Here is a 19,200-nt window from a genome sequence, read left to right on the forward strand (position 1 = left end):
TGGATGGGGGCGCCTTTTTCTTGCCAAACCATTCACGGTTTTATTATTTGAAATGATTCGTTCGGAAATCGTTCGGGGTCATACCTTCCATCTCCATGAAGATCTTATTGAAATAACTAATGCTGGGATACCCGGAATTGATGGCAACCTCCTTGATTAGAATATTCGGATCGCTCAGCAGCATTTTTTTGCTTTTTTGAATTCGGCATTTCGTAATATACGTAAGGGGCGTCATTTTCGTTATCTTTTTGAACAGACTGCAGAAATAGTTTGGCGTTAAATTCGCTTTCTCTGCCCACTCTTCAAGGTTGAAGGGAAGATGAGCATTATTTTGCATAATTGGAAGCAGCTTACTGATCCTGTCAACATGATTCGTCCCCCTTTTATTAGAAAAAGGTATGGCATTGAACATGAATTCATTGAGCACAGCATAGGTCAAAGAGGATATTTTGGCAGGCCGCATGAAATTGTTTTCTTCAATTTCATCAAGTAATTCCAGCCACGATTGCTCGAGTGATCCGATTTCTTTCATATACCAAATGGACGATTCGTAGAAGCCTCGTTCCAATAAGAAATTCGCAAGCGTACTTCCATTAAATTGAATCCAATAAATGACCCAGCGATCGTCTTCGGATGTATAATAGCGCATTCTCTGAAATGGCGTATGAAGGAAGACATCTCCTTCTTTCAATGTATGATTAGTACCGTTCAATTCAATATTTCCTTTGCCGCCGACAACGAAATGCAGACTGAAGTCTCTAACCCCTTCTCCGCGATTGACATTATGGTCAAGGGGCTGCGTGAATTTTCCGACGGAATGCGGAAAGCAAAAGAAGCTATATTCGTCGAAAGGGGGTAAATAATAATGGCGGTACATGGAATCACTCCCATTTCATATTATTAAATCCATCATATTATTAGCATAAATGAATTTCAACGTAATTTTGTTATATGGAGTATATTATGATGTTATTTTTTTAAGCGTAAGAGTTATCATATACAGAATAATAAAGTAATTTTGTTTTACAGTAGACTGCCCAAGGGTTGGACACCAAACTTATGCGGGTTGAATGAAGTTAACGAGGAGGGTAGCCGATGAAATTTATACACTTTGTTGCTTTTTAAAGAAGCTGTTGTCTCATTTTTACACAATGTGTGTTTTTTTAAAGTTTTCAATATGCGTATGGATCGTCATATTTGTAATAGGTATAACAGCTATTCCAAAAACTTGAAGGAGGGAGCGGGGTATATTTACAAATGAAATCGCTTTATTAAATTTAAATTTGTGATGATTTGAGGAGGAGAAGAATGAGTAAAGGGATGTTCAAGCCAATCAAGAAGATTACCGCTCATGCGAAGCGAGCTTTGACAGTCGGTCTGATATCTGCATTGATCTTGCAGATGGTGCCGCCGATTCCGGCGTTTGCTGAGGAGGCTGAAACCCAAGCAGCCGCCAGCAGTTCAGCGGCAATGAACGAGTATGGTTATCTGGATAAGCTCATATTCGGCAATTCCGCTTCTGAAAGTGCACACAATTTCAAAGGCCAAGATACCAGCGTCATCACCGGTTTCATGGGCGAGCCTGCCCGGAAGTCGAATCCTCGCGTTCCGGCTGAAGGGCAGGGCGGTGATTTAACGTTTAATATGAAGGTCGACCCCTATATGCGCAATTACTTCACTGTGAAATTTTCGGGTGAAGAAAGTTCCTCGGTCAGCATGGTCAATATTAACGGCGAGCAAATCGGATATATCAGAAATGGGGACTATGAAGCTATTAATAGAGGCTGGACGTTGCCGAACCGATTTTTCTACAATACGATTATGCTTCCGCTCGAATCAACGGTTGGGAAGGAATCTGTTGAGATCACGATTAAATCGTTTAATCCGTCGGGTAATATGACGTCCGATTCAAGGGGTTATTATAATGCCTACACCCATACTCAAACCTATATTAACGTGGATGGGGAAAAACAGGGTTATAAATTCAAGCCTGGTCAGAATCCGGATACGATGCTGACGCCGGATCTGGCGGATACGGAGAAGCAGGCCCTGATTGATGGCTACATGCAGGGCCATGTCGACTTGTTCAACCAATTATCAGGAAATGTGGATAGAAGCGCAGGCGGCAAGATGTCGATCATCCGTTATCAGGACGAACTGAAATTTTATGCGAATGTCCTGAAATACAGCTGGTCTCCGGCGAAGACGACAGAAGAGAAGAAAGCAGCGCTCCAGCGAATTTTCAAAACGATCGACAACCATGTCAAAGATTATTATGGCAATACAAGATTGGTGCTGCGCGGAGGACATCAGGGCGACTGGGGCGGCTACTACGGCGCGCTCGGCGAAGCGCTGTACATAGTCGAGAACCTGATCAAGGACGACACGATCTATGGGGAAGCGGCTTGGAACGCCTATCTGGACCAGCCGTTCGTCACCGGAACCGCTGCAGGCGAGTTCTCCCTGGCGGGCGTAGATTGGAACGGCGGCGAGCTGACGCGGCGCGAAGCGTGGGAACGGGTGCTTAAGGCGAACTTCGACTTTGCCCGAGCACGGCTTTCTTATATCTACAACCAGGTGTACTATACGTACGAAGGCGCGTGGGAAGCCCATGAAGGGCTTCGCATGATCGGCTCAAGCTTTTACGAAGGCAAAGAGCGGAGCCGGCAAATTCTGCTTGAAGCTTTAGGAATAAGACCATTCCTGGGTGAAGAGGTGTTGGTCGGTCCGAACGGCGAAGAACTGGATCTGTATCATTCCCTGTTCAATCATGACACGCAGGCGCATTTCACGGACGATTTCATCCATATTGTCGGCAAAGGGCTCGCTAAGAGCAAGCTCGACGCGGAAGGCAACGTTGTCAGAAGGCTGCCTTACGGCAAGCACTATACCGGCTTAACCGAGGCGGGACTTACAAGGGAAAACGGTTATGTCGCCAACTACGGTGAGGCTGCGAATTATCTCTTGACTTATTTTTATAAAACGTTGAACCACGCCGGCGATGAGGAAATGAATGACGAAATTCTGAAAGCGGCATTGAAATCGATCCACGCCCGGGGATTTGTCCGATATCCGTCATTGACCGACGATGGAAAAAGAGTGATGAGAGCGGAGCAAATCACGGATGAGCGAAACCAAACGATAAACGGGCTCCTCGCTTATGGCACGAGAGTAGGCTTTGGAATGGGGATGCAGTTTGCATCCTTGGAAATGGCGATGGCCCAGAACATGCAAAGATATAGCGGTCCGCAGTGGGACGAATACTGGCAGTACGCGAGAGAAGCGGTCGGGTATGTGCAGCAGCAGCTTGCGGATCACCAACTGTTGCATGTGAAAGACTTCGGAAATAGAGGTTCGATGAGCGGACCGGATTTCCGCTTGGCCGAAATCTATAAATATGTGACTGCCGATCGCGCCGATTACGCTCGGTTTGGCGGCAATGTTATGGCTGGGGTTATGCTTCCGCAAACAGATTTCGATTCTTATAAGCCCGAAGAAATTACCGCACTCGGAATCAATCCGGACGACTATGAGCAGCTCGCATGGGCGGATATCGACAATATGTACGTGTCGGTAAGAGACGGCGATTTCAGAATGTTCGGCTCGCTGTTTTACCGAAATCGCGGTATGGCAAGCAACGGACGGCTTCGTGTGATGAAAGACAGCTACGACCATATCGTTCAGATCGCAACCAACAACAAGTTCCGGTATGAAGATTACTATTTGCGGGCGCCCTACATCGACGTGGATTTTCAAACCGACAGGGTGAACAATTGGAGCGGAGCGCCGCAGGCGCTGGCAGGTGAAGCCGCGCCGGCTTCTTATCAGCCGGGTGTTGGAACAGTAAACCGCGATAACTTTGAAGTGGATCATCCTTACTCCGGTTATCCTGAATTGCAGACTTCAAGATACGGTAAATACTTGATCATCTTCAACACGACTCGCGATGAATACGGTAATAAACAGACGTTTGACGTTGAAATGCCGGCTGACTTTACCGGAAACGCGGTGCTCGATCTCGTGTCGGAGACGAACATTCCGGTCGTGAACGGCAAAGTGACCGCTCCGCCCAAAACCGCGATGGTGCTGAAATTAACGTCGGATATCGAGCTTGCTCCGAAGCCGTTCCACGTCGATTTCGTCCATGCGCTTACGGGCAACGGCTACGTGGGTATCTCCTGGAAAACGACCTCCGGCGGGCAATCCTACTCGATTAAACGTGCGGAAACGGAAGACGGCACGTATGAGACGATCGCAACTGGCTTAATAGGTAATTATTATAAAGATACAACGGTTCAAAACGGAAAAGTTTACTATTACAAAGTGGCTGCAGTGAACGATTACGGCGCGGGTTGGGATTCGTACCGCGCGAAGGCTGATTTGACGGCGCCTGTGTCCGCCGCTGCCGGTACGGCGTGGCGCGATGACCGCATCGGCGGGACGTCAGGCAGCGCCGTGATCGACGGTTCGTCCATTGCGATCGGCTCTGTGGGCGGAGCTGGATTCGGCGAAGGCGACGACTACAACATTTACAAGCGGAATATTCTCGATTCGCTGCACTTTGTAAGCAGGGTGGGAGCCGGCAACAGCTCGATCAGCGCGAAAATCGACAGCGCGTCGGGTGAAGCGAGCGGCGTCATGATGCGTGATCGGCTCACGGCCGACAAATCCCGTTATATTTATTTCGGTGCGGACGAGAACGGCAACCTTGTACTGCAAGACCGTACGCGGATCTCCATTGTACAGTGGTCGGGTGAAGTGGCAAGTCCGAGAAAAACGAAGATGGAAGGCTATACTGCAGCGGAGTATCCGTACGTCAAACTGATGCGCGATCATGATTCGCAAACCGTGTACGCTTTCGTATCCAAGGACGGTACGAACTGGAAGTATGTGACCAAGGTGTCTTCATTGCTGCCTTATGCGTACTATACCGGAGTTGCCGCATCCGATCAGGCGCAGTTCAGCGAAGTCACGATAACGGAAACGCCGCAAGGCAGCATAACTCCGTTCGTGGCCAAAGTGCAGGATCAAGTGACGCTGCACTGGAATAAACCGAAGCAAGCTTCCTGGTTCAATCTGTACCGCACCACGGATGCGGCGGCGAGACTGGCCGATCCGGAATTGAAGCCGGGCACGATGGAACCGGCAGAAGGTTCCCCTTGGACGCTCGTTCTGGCAAATACGCGAGCGACTTCATTTCAAGAATCAAACCTGCGGTACGGCAGCATGTACTACAAGATACTGCCGATTCACGGAGACGGATCGAAGCAGCCGTTCTATGACGTAACGGTTACTGCGGATCCGATCGAAGTTGTCATGCAGTATGCGGAGAGCTTGCCGGCTTCCGACTACACGAAAGCGAGCTTCTACCTGTTCCGTAAAGAACTGGACCGCATCAAGGCGGAGATGGTGAAGCCGGATGCCGACGAGACGGCGCTGATTAACGAAATCTATGATGCGAAGACGCTGCTCGTTTCCGCTCGGACCCTTCTGACAAAAGTGAATATGGACCCATCGATGGCCAGGGCTTCGGAAAAATATTGGCAAAATGATAACATTTCGGAGGAAGAGAACGCATGGTATTTGTTCGATGAAAATCCCGGTACCATTACCCACACCAGATCTGCTGTGAGCTGGGTGGATGTCGACTTTGGTGCAGGAAATGAAAAAGTGGTCGATACGTTCCGCTACCTGCCCAGAAAAACACATGTAAGCCGCGTTAACGGGACCGTCTTTAAAGGCTCGAATGACGGCGTGAATTGGACGGATCTATACAAGATTCCGAACACTACGAGTTATCAATGGTATTCAACCATCCTTCCGGATCCGACGCCATATCGCTACATTCGTATCTATGACGACCATAACGGATTCGTGAACTTTGAAGAAATCGAGTTCCTGGAAATCGGCGTTGACAAGACGCTGCTCACCCTGCTGCTGGAAGAAGCCGATTCTGCCGTCGCCGATTATTACACTGCGGATAGTTACAAAGTGTTCCAAGCGGCAGCTGCGAATGCGAATGCGGTTGCGTCCGATGCCGATTCGACTCAGGAGGATGTGGATGCGGCTTCCGCAGATCTGCTGGCAGCACTGAACGGACTGAAGTATATTAACGGTCTGCCGGTACTTGATCTGATCGGCAACAAATTTGTCATTGCGGGCGATAAGCTCACATTCAAGGTCCAGGCGTCGAATGCGAATGAAATTGTGTACGGGGCAACCGGTCTGCCGGAGGGAGCAACCTTCAGCGAGGATACCCGAACGTTCGAATGGACCCCGGCCAAAGAACAAGGCGGCGTGCACACGGTAACCTTTACCGTGAAATCCGGTGAATTGTCTTCTTCCCGTACGATCAGGATCACGGTTAAAGGACTGCCGGTTATCGATACCGGTGCGACAGTACAGGCGACGGCGAAGCAGCTGTTCACCTATCAGGTATCCGCATCCGATCCCTCCGGCGCACCGCTCGTTTACAGCGCAGCTAATTTGCCGGCGGGCGCGGCGTTCGATACCGTGAAGGGCGTCTTCACTTGGACTCCGCAACAAGCGGATTTCGGCAGCCATTCGGTAACGTTTACAGTCGGCAACGGCAGCTATACGGTGAGCCAATCGATGAACATCGAGGTCAAGCTGCACGTGCTTCCTGCTGCAAATTATACGAAGGGCAGCCACTATCTGTACATGAAGGAAGTGGTACAGATCGAATCTGCTATGAACCAGCCGGGAGCCGATAAGGCGCAGCTTGCGTCGCTACTTGATCAGGCCGAGAAGCTGCTTGTTCACTCTTCGCTATATTCATTTGATGGCAATGCGGACAATTCTTTTGGGCCGACTCATGGAATCGTTGAAGGGCAAGCCGTATACGCAGAAGGAAAGTTCGGTAAAGCGATCCAAATGAACGGCACGGACAACTTCGTCACCCTGCCTGCGTCGCATCCGTTGTCCGCTTCCGATACCATTACTGTGGCCACCTGGGTGAACTGGAAGGGAGGCAACTCTTGGCAGCGAATTTTCGACTTCGGTAACGATACGAATCAATATTTATTCCTTACACCGAGATCGGGCGGCAATACACTGCGTTTCGCAATCAAGAATGGCAGCAGCGAACAAATGGTGGAGACGTCGCAGCTTGGCGTCAATGAATGGGTGCATGTGGCGGTGACGCTGGGCGGCGGTACGGCGAAGCTGTATGTGAACGGCGAACTGAAGGCGACCAAAAGCGGCTTCACGATCAAACCGAGCGATTTTAAACCGGTCAACAACTATATCGGTAAAAGCCAATGGCCGGACCCGCTGTTGAACGGTATGCTCGACGAATTCTTCGTCTACAATTACGTCTTAAGCGATGATGAGATTAAAGCCGTATATAACCATACGGCGGCAAAGCGGACTGACATCAGCTTGGTTACTGTCTTGCTGGATGAAGCCGCAAAGCTTGACGCAGCGCAATATACCGAATCGAGCTCGCAAGCTCTTGAGACAGCGGTCGCAAATGCCAAAACTTTGCCTGCGGATGCTTCGCAGGAAGCAATCGACGATGCGGCTGAACAGCTGCTGAACGCGTTGAAGGCGCTGAACACGATTCCGGTTTTCGCGCAGGTTCCTCCTAAGACCGTAGAAACAGGTACCAGCGTGACCTTTTCCGTATATGCGGAAGACAAGGATGGCGACGCGCTTACCTATAGCGCGAGCAACCTGCCGTTTGGATCTTCCTTCGACCCGCAAACCCGTCAATTTGCCTGGACGCCTAATGTGCCCGGCAGCTATGGCGTGACTTTCGCCGTATACGATGCAAGAGGGGCGAGGGCTAACATGACTGTTGATATCCAGGTAGTCGATACGACGGCGCCGCAGCTTGATGTCGTGCTCGATAAAACGATTCTCTGGCCGCCGAACCATAAGCTTGTTACGGTTGCTGCTCAGGTGTACGGCAGCGACAGCGGATCCGGCATCGAATCGATCGTACTGACTTCGATTACGAGCAACGAACCAGATCAAGGAAAGGAAATAGACGACGATCAACCGAACGATATTCAAAATGCCGAGTACGGCACCTTGGACCAATCGTTCAGCCTGAGGGCGGAACGTTCGGGTCAAGGGACGGGACGCGTCTACACTGTAACTTACACGGCGACAGACAAAGCCGGTAACAAAACCGTCAAGACCGTAACCGTAACCGTACCACATGACGAGTCAGGCAAGTAGTAAACGTGGATAGGAGCCCCTGGCAAGCTTATAAATTCAGGCTTGCCGGGGCTTCTTTTCGTTATGCAGTGAGAGAATCGCTTAAAAAACACGGATGCCTCATCTGATATGCGAAAATCAGGAGTGAAAAAAAGCCTATGTCGTCTTAGCCGTTTATGGGCTACAATATCAACATAATAGAATTACTACTTAGGTGGCGAGCATAATGAAAACAATTTTGGCATTTATACGAAAAAAAAATATGCTTTTTAAACTCATCCTTTCCTATGTACTCGTCGGTTTTTTATTTATTACCGGATTTTCTTACGTTATTTTGTACAAGGTTTCCAATGATTTGACTCAAGAGGTCAATGAAACCTCATCAAGAATGATCGAACAGTCCTACAATACGGCTGACATTCTTCTATCGTCCACTTATAACTATTACTCCCAGTTATTTCTCAAAAATGAATGGATTATTAGTGCAATGAATGGAGAAGGCTTCACATTAGGCGAGATGTATGATATAAACAGTCGGCTAAACGATTTCATACAGGAGAACCCATTGGTCTCTTCGATATACGTGTACAATTACAATAGCAATCTTGTTTTTTCCTCGGTCCAGATGTTCAATTCGATTGATAATTTTTTCGATAAAGGCATGACAGCCTTGCTGGTACAGAAAGAAATATACGAACAGGGGATTTTTATCCCCCGAAAGGCCGTCTTAACGTACCCCAATAGCAGTGCCGATGTGAACCAGAATTTAATCTCGATCATTTATTCGTATGCAATGCCTGACGGTTCCCGGAACAACATGGTTGTGAACCTGAACCAAAATGTGCTCCAGGAGCTTGTCATGAAGGGAAGCGGCAATGGGACTTACAAAATGATGATCGTTAATGATCAAGGACTTGTCATTTCCCGCCCTGAAGACAAGGACTTTCAGGAAAATGATATGGTAAAAGAAATAACGAAACCCATTCTGGAAAGTAATGAAAAGCGAGGGAGTTTCTTTGCCGAATTCAATAACAAGACTCAAAGGGTGTCTTTCGTGAAATCGGGTCGGCTTGGCTGGAACTTCATTATTTTAGCTGATTACGATAAGCTGCTCGGCAAAGTCGATGCACTTCAAAGCTTTATTTTCAGAATGACCCTTATTTGTTTGGCCATCATGGCGATTACCTCGGCATTTTTCACCAAAATGATTTATGTGCCTATTTATCATTTGATAAAAAGAACGTTGGCAACGACAGAGGCAAAGGATAAGCCGCTGCTAAATGAGTACGATCTATTGAATAAATCGTTTTCATTGTTGGAGAATAAAGTGAACACCCTTCAATCCGATATCAACCAATCGGTATCGGTTCGCAAGCAAAGTATTCTTCGTTCCATATTGCTTGGGAAGACAGGGAAGGGAATTGACGCACAGCAAGCAATGAAGAAGTTCGGTCTTGGCGTGGAGTCGGATCAATACGTCGTTTGCGTACTTAAGATCGATTCTTTCCATGAAATGTCGGATAAATATGATATGGTCGATATTTCATTGTTAAAATATGCGGTTGAAAATATAAGCAGGGAAATTGCCTCAAGTCGCTATAAATTGGAAGTACTCGAAGATGGTCATGATTCGCTCGATCTGATATTTACTATCGGTTCTGGCGAGGGTGTACATGAATTAAAAATCAAGGATATATTAGCAGAAATTCAAATGAATGTGGATAAATTTCTGAAAATGACCGTTGCGGCATCTATTGGACCTGTTGCAAAAAAAATTGAAGATCTGAAGCTCTCCAGATTAGGCGCTTACCAAGCCATTCACTACAGACTGGTGTACGGGACGAATAGCCTGATTTCCTATGAGGACATTATATCGGCAGAAACCAAAGAGTATCAATATCCCGTTGCATTAGAGAACCAGATGATGAACAGCCTGAAGTCAGGCGATTTGGAGCAGCTTCGGGATTTGACTGCAGAATTTATTGCGAGTATTCATCCGTTCAAATACGATGAAATTATCCTGTCGCTTGTCCAATTGCTCGTTATGACCATTCGAACCGCCAAATCGATGTCAAGCTTTGACCGTGAAGATGCCGATTTGGAGATTCATACGTGTCAACAGCAATTATTACGCCTGGATACGTTAGATCAAATCGAAGCATGGTATCTTTCGTTATGTGAGAGGATTGTTGCGATTAGAGACAGAGAATCGCGGTCCAAAAATAATAAAGCGGTTGAAAAAATGGTGGAATATATAAGGGACCACTATACGGATCCCAATTTATCCGTGGACATGTTATCGCAAATGATCGGTATGTCAGCAAGTTATGTTAGAAAACATATAAAGGAGGAGACAGGGAAATCCGTTGCCGAGCATCTTGCCGAGCATCGATTCCGGAAAGCGCGGGAACTCCTGATCCATACCGATCATCCGGCGAGAAAAATCGGTGAAATGGTTGGATTCGAGAATACGAATTACTTCTATGTATTGTTTAAGAAGCATGTCGGCATGACTCCGGATCATTACCGAAGAGAGAATAAACTGGAAAACTTGAAGTCGTATTAACTGATAAAGCTGTTCCTTGGGTCTGAAATTAGACCTTGTGGGACAGCCTTTTTTTTCTTAATGACATTTATTTACACTTTTTATGGAGAAGAAGCGAAAAATTAAAGAATAATCCACTTATTAAAGAGCGGTTATCTCATTTTTACACAATACTTCTGTAGTTAAACTTTTGGATTATCGCATGGACATGCATACTTAGGATCAACGACAGCAGCTATTAAAAACTTCGAAGGAGGATTCATATGGAGGGAACTGTACCTTATCAATATCAATCACAGAAGATTGATAAAAAGACGAAAAATTCTTTCATCCGAGAAATTCGCAAAAATCATTTGCTTTACCTTCTGACATTGCCTGGTATCCTGGTCATTTTTGTTTTTGCTTACTTGCCGATCTTCGGGGTCGTCATTGCCTTCCAGGATTTCAGACCCGTAGAGGGGATTTTTGGAAGCCCTTTTGTCGGTTTCGACAATTTCCGTTTTTTTATTGAATCTAAAGAGGTCTATCGAGTTGTATTAAATACTGTATTTTTAAACCTATTGTTTATCTTAAGCTCGATGGTCGTTTCCGTTTCTCTTGCGATTATGTTTTCGGAGATCAAGTCCAAAAAGTTCAAAGTTCTCACTCAAACCGTTGTAACCTTGCCCCATTTTTTGTCCTGGACGGTTGTCGCCATGATTGTATCGGTTTTCTTACCGTATCAAGGCGGAGTGGTGAATCAAATCTTGAACGTGTTCGGGTTTGAATCGATTGCATTCTACAATGAAGCCGCATATTGGCCGGTTTTCTTGGTATGCATCAAGGTTTGGCAATCGGCGGGCTTCGGGGCTATCGTCTATTTGGCGACAATCTCCGGCATTAATCCCGAAATTTATGAATCGGCCTCGATCGATGGCGCAAGCAGGTGGATGAAAATATGGACTATCACGTTGCCTTTGTTGAAACCGACGATCATCCTGTTGCTGCTTTTGGCCTTGGGGGGAATCTTCTACGGTGATTTTGGAATGATCTATGCGATTGTCGGCAAGAATGCCCTCTTGTATCCAACCACCGATGTGATCGATACCTATGTGTATCGTGCGCTTACGGAATTATCCAATATCAGCATGTCATCGGCGATAGGGTTATTCCAATCCTTTGTCGGTTTTATACTTGTACTGACTGTCAACCAAATCACGCGCAAATATTCGCCTGATTCGGCGCTGTATTAATATTCAACAGGATAGAGGTGAATGAACTTGGAGATTAAAGAAGGTGCCGGAGACCGTCTGCTGCTAATCCTTATGTATGCGTCCATTGCTGTTTTTGCTCTCATTTGTTTATTTCCGTTCGTTACCGTACTGAGTTCTTCGCTAACCACGGAAACGTCGATACAGGCATACGGCTTCCAATTATTTCCCAAAGCTTTCTCGCTAGAGGCGTATCAATTATTGTTAAAAAACGACACGATCTATAAATCCTATGGTGTAACCATCTTTATCACTGTCGTCGGGACCATTCTCGCCATGCTGGTTACGTGTGCCATGGCCTACCCGTTGTCTCTGCGTTCCTTGAAGTACCGCAACCATATCGCTTTTTATGTCTTCTTTACGATGCTGTTTCATGGAGGGCTTGTGTCCAGCTACATTCTGATCACCAAATATTTGGGGATGACGGATTCGATATGGGTGCTGATTCTTCCATCGCTGCTCAATCCGTTTAATATGTTTTTAATGCGCAACTTTTTCAAATCGATTGATGAATCGTTGGCGGAATCGGCCAAAATGGATGGCGCTAACGAGATCTATATTATGTTTCGAATCATGATTCCGATTTCTTTGCCCGCTATGGCGGCTGTCGGTTTGTTCTATGCCTTGGCCTTTTGGAACAAATGGTTTGAGGCGATGCTCTATATTCGAAATGAGGATTTGTTCCCGCTGCAATATTTGATTAAGCGAATTCTCGATAGTGCCGACTTTAGCAGGGAACTCGCTCAAAATATTAATTTAACCGAATATACGACTCCTACGTTGACAACGAGGTTGGCCGCAACCATTGTCACGATCGGTCCGATTATCTTCTTGTATCCGTTCCTGCAAAAGTATTTCGTTAAAGGCTTGTTAATCGGTGCTGTTAAAGGCTGATCCGCAGATGGCTAAATCCGCTTTGGCGGTTTAGTATAGAGTACAACATAATAAGGGAGGAAGACACAAAATGAAAGCAAGATTCAAACAGATCGCTGTACCAGCAATTGCTTTGACTCTTGGTTTGAGCACATTATTGACAGCGTGCTCAACCAAGGAACCCGCCGCCAGCAGCAGTGCACCGAAAGCTACAGACTCTGCAAAGGCAACAAAGGCACCAGACCCGGCAACGCTCAAGTTTATGTTCTTCGGCGATAAGCCGACAGATTTGGATAAGGTGCTTGCCAAATTCGAGGAACGTACCAAAGACACACTGAATACCAAAATCGAATTTGATTTCGTTCCCGGTCCCGAGTTCAGACAAAAAGCGCTATTAAAAATGTCTACAGGCGAATCGTTTGACTTGACCTTCGATGCGCCATGGGCGACGCTCTATAACCACCTGAGTCTGGGTTACTACCAGCCGCTGGACAAGTATTTCAACAATGATGCATACCCGGGACTGAAGAAGGCGTTCCCTGCGGAAATGATGGAAGCGAATAAAATCAACGGCCATATCTACACGATTCCTTTTCAAACGGCTTATGCCGATCCATTCATTATAGGGATCCGGAAAGATGTCCGGGAAAAATTGGGCTTGCCTCCCGTCAAATCCATGGCAGATTTCAATAACTATCTGGAAGCCGTAAGGACGAAGCTTCCTGACTATGTACCGATGGTGATTGGCGGCCGCGGTATTTTCCGTCTTGGCATTCCGGAGGAGAAAGGGCGCAAGGACATTCGACTTGCCGCTATCAAACCGGAATCGTTCACTGGCGGAGTTCCGTTCAGCGTTGCGATCTCGCCAGACGGGAAGAAAGTGCTTGGCGCGGCAACCATCGGCGATCCTGATTCCGAATTCGCCAAATTCCCGGCGCCGTTTAACACGCACGATTCGATTTACGGCCATTTCGGAGTAAGAACAGATTACAGAAAGTACACGAACAAAGATCCTTTATCGAAACAAGCAGTGGATGCGCTTGATCAGAACAAGCAGGGTGCAATTGAAACAACCATCTCCAATCTGAGCCAAGACAGATTAAAACTTAAGAAAATTAATCCCAATGCGGATTATGAGCCCTTCTTCTATACCAGCGATGATATTCGGGATATGAAACCCGGCGCGATCCGAACAACCTTCATTGCCAACAACAGTGCGGTAGTTCCAGCAAGCTCGAAAAATGTAGAGCGCACCATGAAATTCCTGGATTGGATGTTCAGCAGCCGAGAAAACCATGATTTGATCGAGCTGGGGATCGAGGGCGAGCATTGGACTGTGGAGGGAGCCAACGGATTCAAAACGACGGATAAATCCTCAAATTATAAATTCCCGGGCTACGAAATGACATGGAATCCGACGTTGTCCAGAATGAATACGAGCAATGAACCGGAAGTGATCAAATATGTTGAGTATGCACAGAAAACAGACAGCTACTACCAAGTCCCGCTATCCAACTTCGTGTTTGACACAAAACCGGTTGCAACGGAGCTCGCAAAGATCAATCCTAAGCTGCAGCAAGCCTATGACATTCTGATGACCGGTCTCGATCCGAACTGGAAACAATTTACGGAGAAATCCAATAAAGAATGGCGTGAGCTGGGCTTGGAAAAAGTACGTGCGGAAGTCCTCAAGCAAGTCCAGGCTTATCTTGATAAGGGCGGTAAGTAAGCTACTGAGATTTGTACCATGCCAATGCCTTAAAGTAAGTTGAAAGTCGCAAGCTATATCGGGAAGAAGGCCTTTGTAGCCTTCCTCCCGATATCCTTTTAAACAGAAGTTGTTGAATTCCACACAATACGGTTAGGAATATGGCCTGCCGAAATATCCGGGATATATTGGAGTGAGTAAGTATGATGGCTGAAGCATCCTTCGGCGGGAATAGCATTAGCTTAAGTTCTGACCATGATGGAAGACTGTGGTACACCGTCAAGCGTAACGGACAAACTGTGGTTATGCCTTCAAGGCTTGGTTTGCACCTTGCAAATACACATCCTTTATGTGACAGCTTTACAATAAGAAACGTTACAAAAAGGAATGTGGAAGGTGTATGGAAACCGTTATATGGTGAGCGGGCTAAGATTGATGATAGCTTCGAAGAAGCGGCAGTTTGCGTGGAAGATGACCTTGGAAGGATTATGGAAATCCGTTTACGTGCTTATTCGGAAGGAACAGCTTTTCAATATTTCATACCTGAACAGGAAAAATTGAAGGATTTTACAATTACTCAGGAAGATACAGGTTTTACTTTTCCTCAAGGAAGTATGGCATGGGAAGAGCATGGAGTAGAAGGAGAATATTTTGCAAAGCCAGTTGGAGACATTAGCGGATATTGTGAACGTCCTTTTGCCGTGCATGTACCGGAAGGCGGGTATGTTCTTATTCATGAAGCCGGTTTGACTGATTATGCAAGAATGTTGATTGTCAAAGACGAGCATGCCGAAAACACGTTAAAAGTGCATTTGTCAGGACATTTGTGCGGGCTTTTCAGTCAGGATGATTATATAGGATATGGATTTACGTTGAACGAAGATGAAACGGATAGTCTTGTTTCCCATGTAGAAGGAAAAGCTCCTTTTGCAACGCCGTGGCGCACTTTTATTCTTGCCGACCATGCGGCAGAATTGCTATGCCGGAGCAATATGGTCCTTAATCTAAGCGAGCCTGGCAAAGCTGAAGATTTTCCATATGTTAAACCTGGAAAGGCATTGCGGGATATGATGCTGTCTACAAAAAGCGCGTTTGACTGTATCGATTTTTGTGTAGACCATCAATTCCAATATGTTCTTTTTGACGGAGGCTGGTATGGATCGCTCGAATCGGAAAATAAAGCAATTGATCCAAGAAGGGAAGATCCCGACCGAGACCTGGATCTAAGGAAAATCATTTCGTATGGTAAGGAGAAAGGCATAGGGATATTCCTATATGTTGATAGAACCGCTGCAGAACCGTATTTGGATGCTGCACTTCCTGTATGGAAAGAATGGGGGATAGCGGGCATTAAATTGGGTTTTGTAAAAGTAGGGCCGCAAGAGTCGACGCGTTGGCTTGTTGAGGCAGTTAAAAAGTGCCATGAATTTGGTTTGATGGTCAACATTCACGATGCTTATCGCCCTACAGGCATTTCACGTACCTATCCCAATGTGCTTACACAGGAGGGGATTCGCGGAAACGAGCATTTTCCCACAGCCTCACATAATACAACATTGCCCTTTGTACGGTTTCAGGCTGGAGCAGGCGATTATACGCTTTGCTATTTTGATAACCGATTAAAAGTGACGCATGCTCATATGCTGGCTATGGGCGTTATTGTGTACAGTCCCATGCAGATGATGTTCTGGTACGATAAGCCATCTGATTGGAATGGTGAACGGGAGATCGAATTCTGGGAGAAACTGCCTGTTGTATGGGATGAGTCTATTGGAATATCAGGTGAGATCGGAGAATATGCAACCATTGCAAGACGCAAGGGAAGCGAGTGGTTTATCGGTTGCATTAATAATGAGAAAGCCCGTACTGTGAAAATTCCGCTACATTTTTTGAATAATGGGAAACGATATTCTGCGAAGATTTATGAAGATGTACCGGAACTAGATACTCGTACAAAGGTCGGGATAAGATCCGCTGAAGTAACCAAAGATACGATACTCGAGTTTCCATTGGAATGCTCGGGAGGAGTAGCCATATATGTAAAACCTTTATAGTTGTAATGGGGATATATCATTCATGAAATGGGGGGGGGGGTTATTCATGAAGCTTCGGAACGGTAACGTCATTAGAATCCGCTTTTCATGTTTCATCCCCCTCTTTTGCTGACAGAAGGGTTTACATTAACTGAATGCAAAAGGGGGGATTTACTCTACTATGACAGATTATCATCGAACAACAGCCCTTATTGCAAGCGGTTACAAACTCTTGGAAGGGGAGATTCGATTGAGGAAGCGCATGTAAACGAGTACGGCGATGTATCAGGCAGGCTGCATTGTATGTAATTAAAAAAAGGAGGATAATGACATGAATTTTTTCAAGAAGAAAAGTCGCTCCCACAGGATTGTTTTCGGCATTCTTTGTATGGTGTTGGCGATGACGAGCTTCCTCGGAATCGGCAGCCAAACGGCGAAAGCGGCGATTTCGCCGCTGATTACTTCTTATAAGCCGCAGGTAGTAAGTACGGATACAAATGTATCCTATACCAATTCCTCCGGGAATACGGTAACGGGAACCATTCACCATCCTGGCATTGCAATGAGTCAGACGGATTTGGACAACATGCGCGATCACGTAAGAGCGGGGGATGAGCCTTGGAATACGGCGTTTAATGCCTTTGCGGCCGACTCCCAATCCAGTAAAACACCAAGAATCTATTATGAAAATGTTTATATCTTCAAGCACATTCAAGGTCCTTGGCAGTTTACCGACCCCGAGAGACCCACTGTCACATACAGTAATCCCAGCGAATATGTAGGAGCGCGTGCCAATACCGACTCCGAAACCGCTTTCATGCAGGCGGTTATGTGGTATATTACCGGCGATGAAACGTATCGCGCCAATGCCATGAAAATCATCAGGAGTTATTCTGCCGCAGTGGATTGCGTTCAACATTGGCAATTCCGTTTTGCTACAATGAGTTATTTTCTCTCGGCGGCAGCGGAAATCCTGCGCTATTCCGATACGCCTACGGCGAGTGAGAAATGGACGGCTACGGATACAGCGAATCTCACCCATCTCATGGATATCGTTTCCGTCACTTATGGCCCTCATAGCTTTTTTATGAATCAGCATCAGTTTACGGTAATGGGAACGATGGGAAGAGCGATATTCACCAATAATCTGAAGCTTTACGATGAGGCTGTAGAAGCTTCGACCGTGAATGCCGCAGGCGATCAAGGGGGAAGAAATGGTTCCATTAAGCATCAGATGCGGTGGATGACGAAAAATGAGAGAACTGGAGAAGCATTGGACCCGGCGGACTACCATGTGCAGGCGATCGAAATGGGGCGCGATGTGGGGCATTCCTACGCGAATGTCGCCGGGCTGTCTACATTGGCGCGGACCATCTATGCCCAAGGCACGAAGGTTGACCCTGTAACCGGAGCGAGGTCTGCAGCCTCCAATGCGGTGAATGTGTTCAACTTCCTGGACGACCGGCTGTTGGCAGGAACGACTTATCTGCTCAAGTATCATCTGGGTTACGATGTGTTATGGACGCCTGCGTGGGCAAACCAAAGCAGTACGATTCAATATTTTGATACGATCAACGTAGACGGCAGAGGCAGAATCGATGCGTTCTACAGTGTGTTATATAACTATTACAAATATATCGAAAATAGAGATATGACCCAAGAGAAGTACAAATATTTGGCCTATGCCTACGAAACGAAAATGCCTGAGGTTGCGGGAAAGGATTATCCGCTTTTCATGCTGCTATACACGCCTGATGCGGCAAAGACGGTTGGTTTGAGCAACAAGATCACGTTAGGCTCGATAACGGGATTGACGGCAACGGCGGCCGGTGCGAATACGATCTACGTAAGATGGACGGGTGTGCCGGGCGCGCTGGGGTATAACATCTACCGATCAACAGATCCGAATGGCACTTTTACCAAGATTAGCAGCGCCCCCACTGCAGCGACATTATATCGCGATACAAACTTGACCCCTGATACAACCTACTATTATCAGGTAGAAGTAGCCGGAGGATCGAAATCCGCTGCCGTGTCTGCTGCTACAGGAGGAGCTTCGGTGACAGCATCGATTAGATTCAGTAACGCCGGTACCGGCTTGTTGATCGATGGGATGGGCCGAACGTCCGATGGTTCCGCTGCCGGACAATGGGGATCCAATACCAGCAATAATCAGCGGTGGATGGAGGAAACGGACGGGAGCTATGTGCAATTTAAGAATGTCGCAACCGGACTCTATCTGGATGGCATGGGCCGTACAACCAACGGTTCCGCTGCAGGACAATGGAGCTTCAGCGCCAGCACCAATCAGCAATGGTCGGTCTCGATAGACGGCAACAATGTACGGATCCAAAACCGCGCAACGGGGTTATATCTGGACGGGATGAGCCGCACAACCAACGGGGCGGACCTGGGCCAATACGGAGGAGGGAGCAGCGCTAACCAAAGATGGCAGATTATAAACTAGCCAGATTGACCGGTTGAACTATTGCCGCTCATTCCCGTCTTGGGGTGAGCGGCTTTGTGTGGCAGTACACTCTAACTGGCAGCTACGCAGAACCATTCGATCTCTGTCATTATGTGACATGCGATAAAGTCGGAATTACA

Annotated in this window: 8 protein-coding genes; 7 read left to right on the plus strand and 1 reads right to left on the minus strand. The window is 46.8% G+C overall.

Annotated elements, in window-relative coordinates; genetic code table 11:
* Positions 1-43: 43 nt before the first annotated feature.
* Positions 44-877: an AraC family transcriptional regulator gene (locus ICC18_RS28650; protein ID WP_188177838.1), complete on the minus strand. Its 834-nt coding sequence runs from the start codon at positions 875-877 to the stop codon at positions 44-46.
* 431 nt (positions 878-1,308) lie between these two features.
* Between ICC18_RS28650 and ICC18_RS28655 the strand changes: the two genes are divergently transcribed.
* The 7 genes from ICC18_RS28655 (at position 1,309) to ICC18_RS28685 (ending at position 19,060) form a co-directional block, all read left to right on the plus strand.
* The gene (locus ICC18_RS28655) at positions 1,309-8,205 is read left to right on the plus strand and encodes a LamG-like jellyroll fold domain-containing protein (protein ID WP_188177839.1); all 6,897 of its coding nucleotides are present in this window, start codon (positions 1,309-1,311) and stop codon (positions 8,203-8,205) included.
* Positions 8,206-8,410: 205 nt separating this feature from the next.
* Positions 8,411-10,750, plus strand: a complete 2,340-nt coding sequence (locus tag ICC18_RS28660) for an AraC family transcriptional regulator (protein WP_188177840.1) — start codon at positions 8,411-8,413, stop codon at positions 10,748-10,750.
* A 242-nt stretch (positions 10,751-10,992) separates the two neighbouring features.
* Positions 10,993-11,961, plus strand: coding sequence for an ABC transporter permease (locus ICC18_RS28665; RefSeq protein WP_188177841.1), 969 nt, complete (start codon positions 10,993-10,995; stop codon positions 11,959-11,961).
* 21 nt (positions 11,962-11,982) lie between these two features.
* Positions 11,983-12,873 carry a carbohydrate ABC transporter permease gene (locus ICC18_RS28670; protein ID WP_188177842.1) on the plus strand — a complete coding sequence of 297 codons (891 nt, stop codon included), beginning with the start codon at positions 11,983-11,985 and terminating at the stop codon, positions 12,871-12,873.
* Positions 12,874-12,943: 70 nt separating this feature from the next.
* The gene (locus ICC18_RS28675; RefSeq protein WP_188177843.1) at positions 12,944-14,581 is read left to right on the plus strand and encodes an extracellular solute-binding protein; all 1,638 of its coding nucleotides are present in this window, start codon (positions 12,944-12,946) and stop codon (positions 14,579-14,581) included.
* Positions 14,582-14,763: 182 nt separating this feature from the next.
* Complete coding sequence (locus ICC18_RS28680; protein WP_188177844.1) at positions 14,764-16,614, plus strand: glycoside hydrolase family 97 protein; 1,851 nt, start codon at positions 14,764-14,766, stop codon at positions 16,612-16,614.
* Positions 16,615-16,924: 310 nt separating this feature from the next.
* The gene (locus tag ICC18_RS28685; protein ID WP_188177845.1) at positions 16,925-19,060 is read left to right on the plus strand and encodes an RICIN domain-containing protein; all 2,136 of its coding nucleotides are present in this window, start codon (positions 16,925-16,927) and stop codon (positions 19,058-19,060) included.
* Positions 19,061-19,200 lie beyond the last annotated feature (140 nt).

It is taken from the genome of Paenibacillus sedimenti, from assembly GCF_014534655.1.
Classification (GTDB): Bacteria; Bacillota; Bacilli; order Paenibacillales; family NBRC-103111; genus Paenibacillus_E; species Paenibacillus_E sedimenti.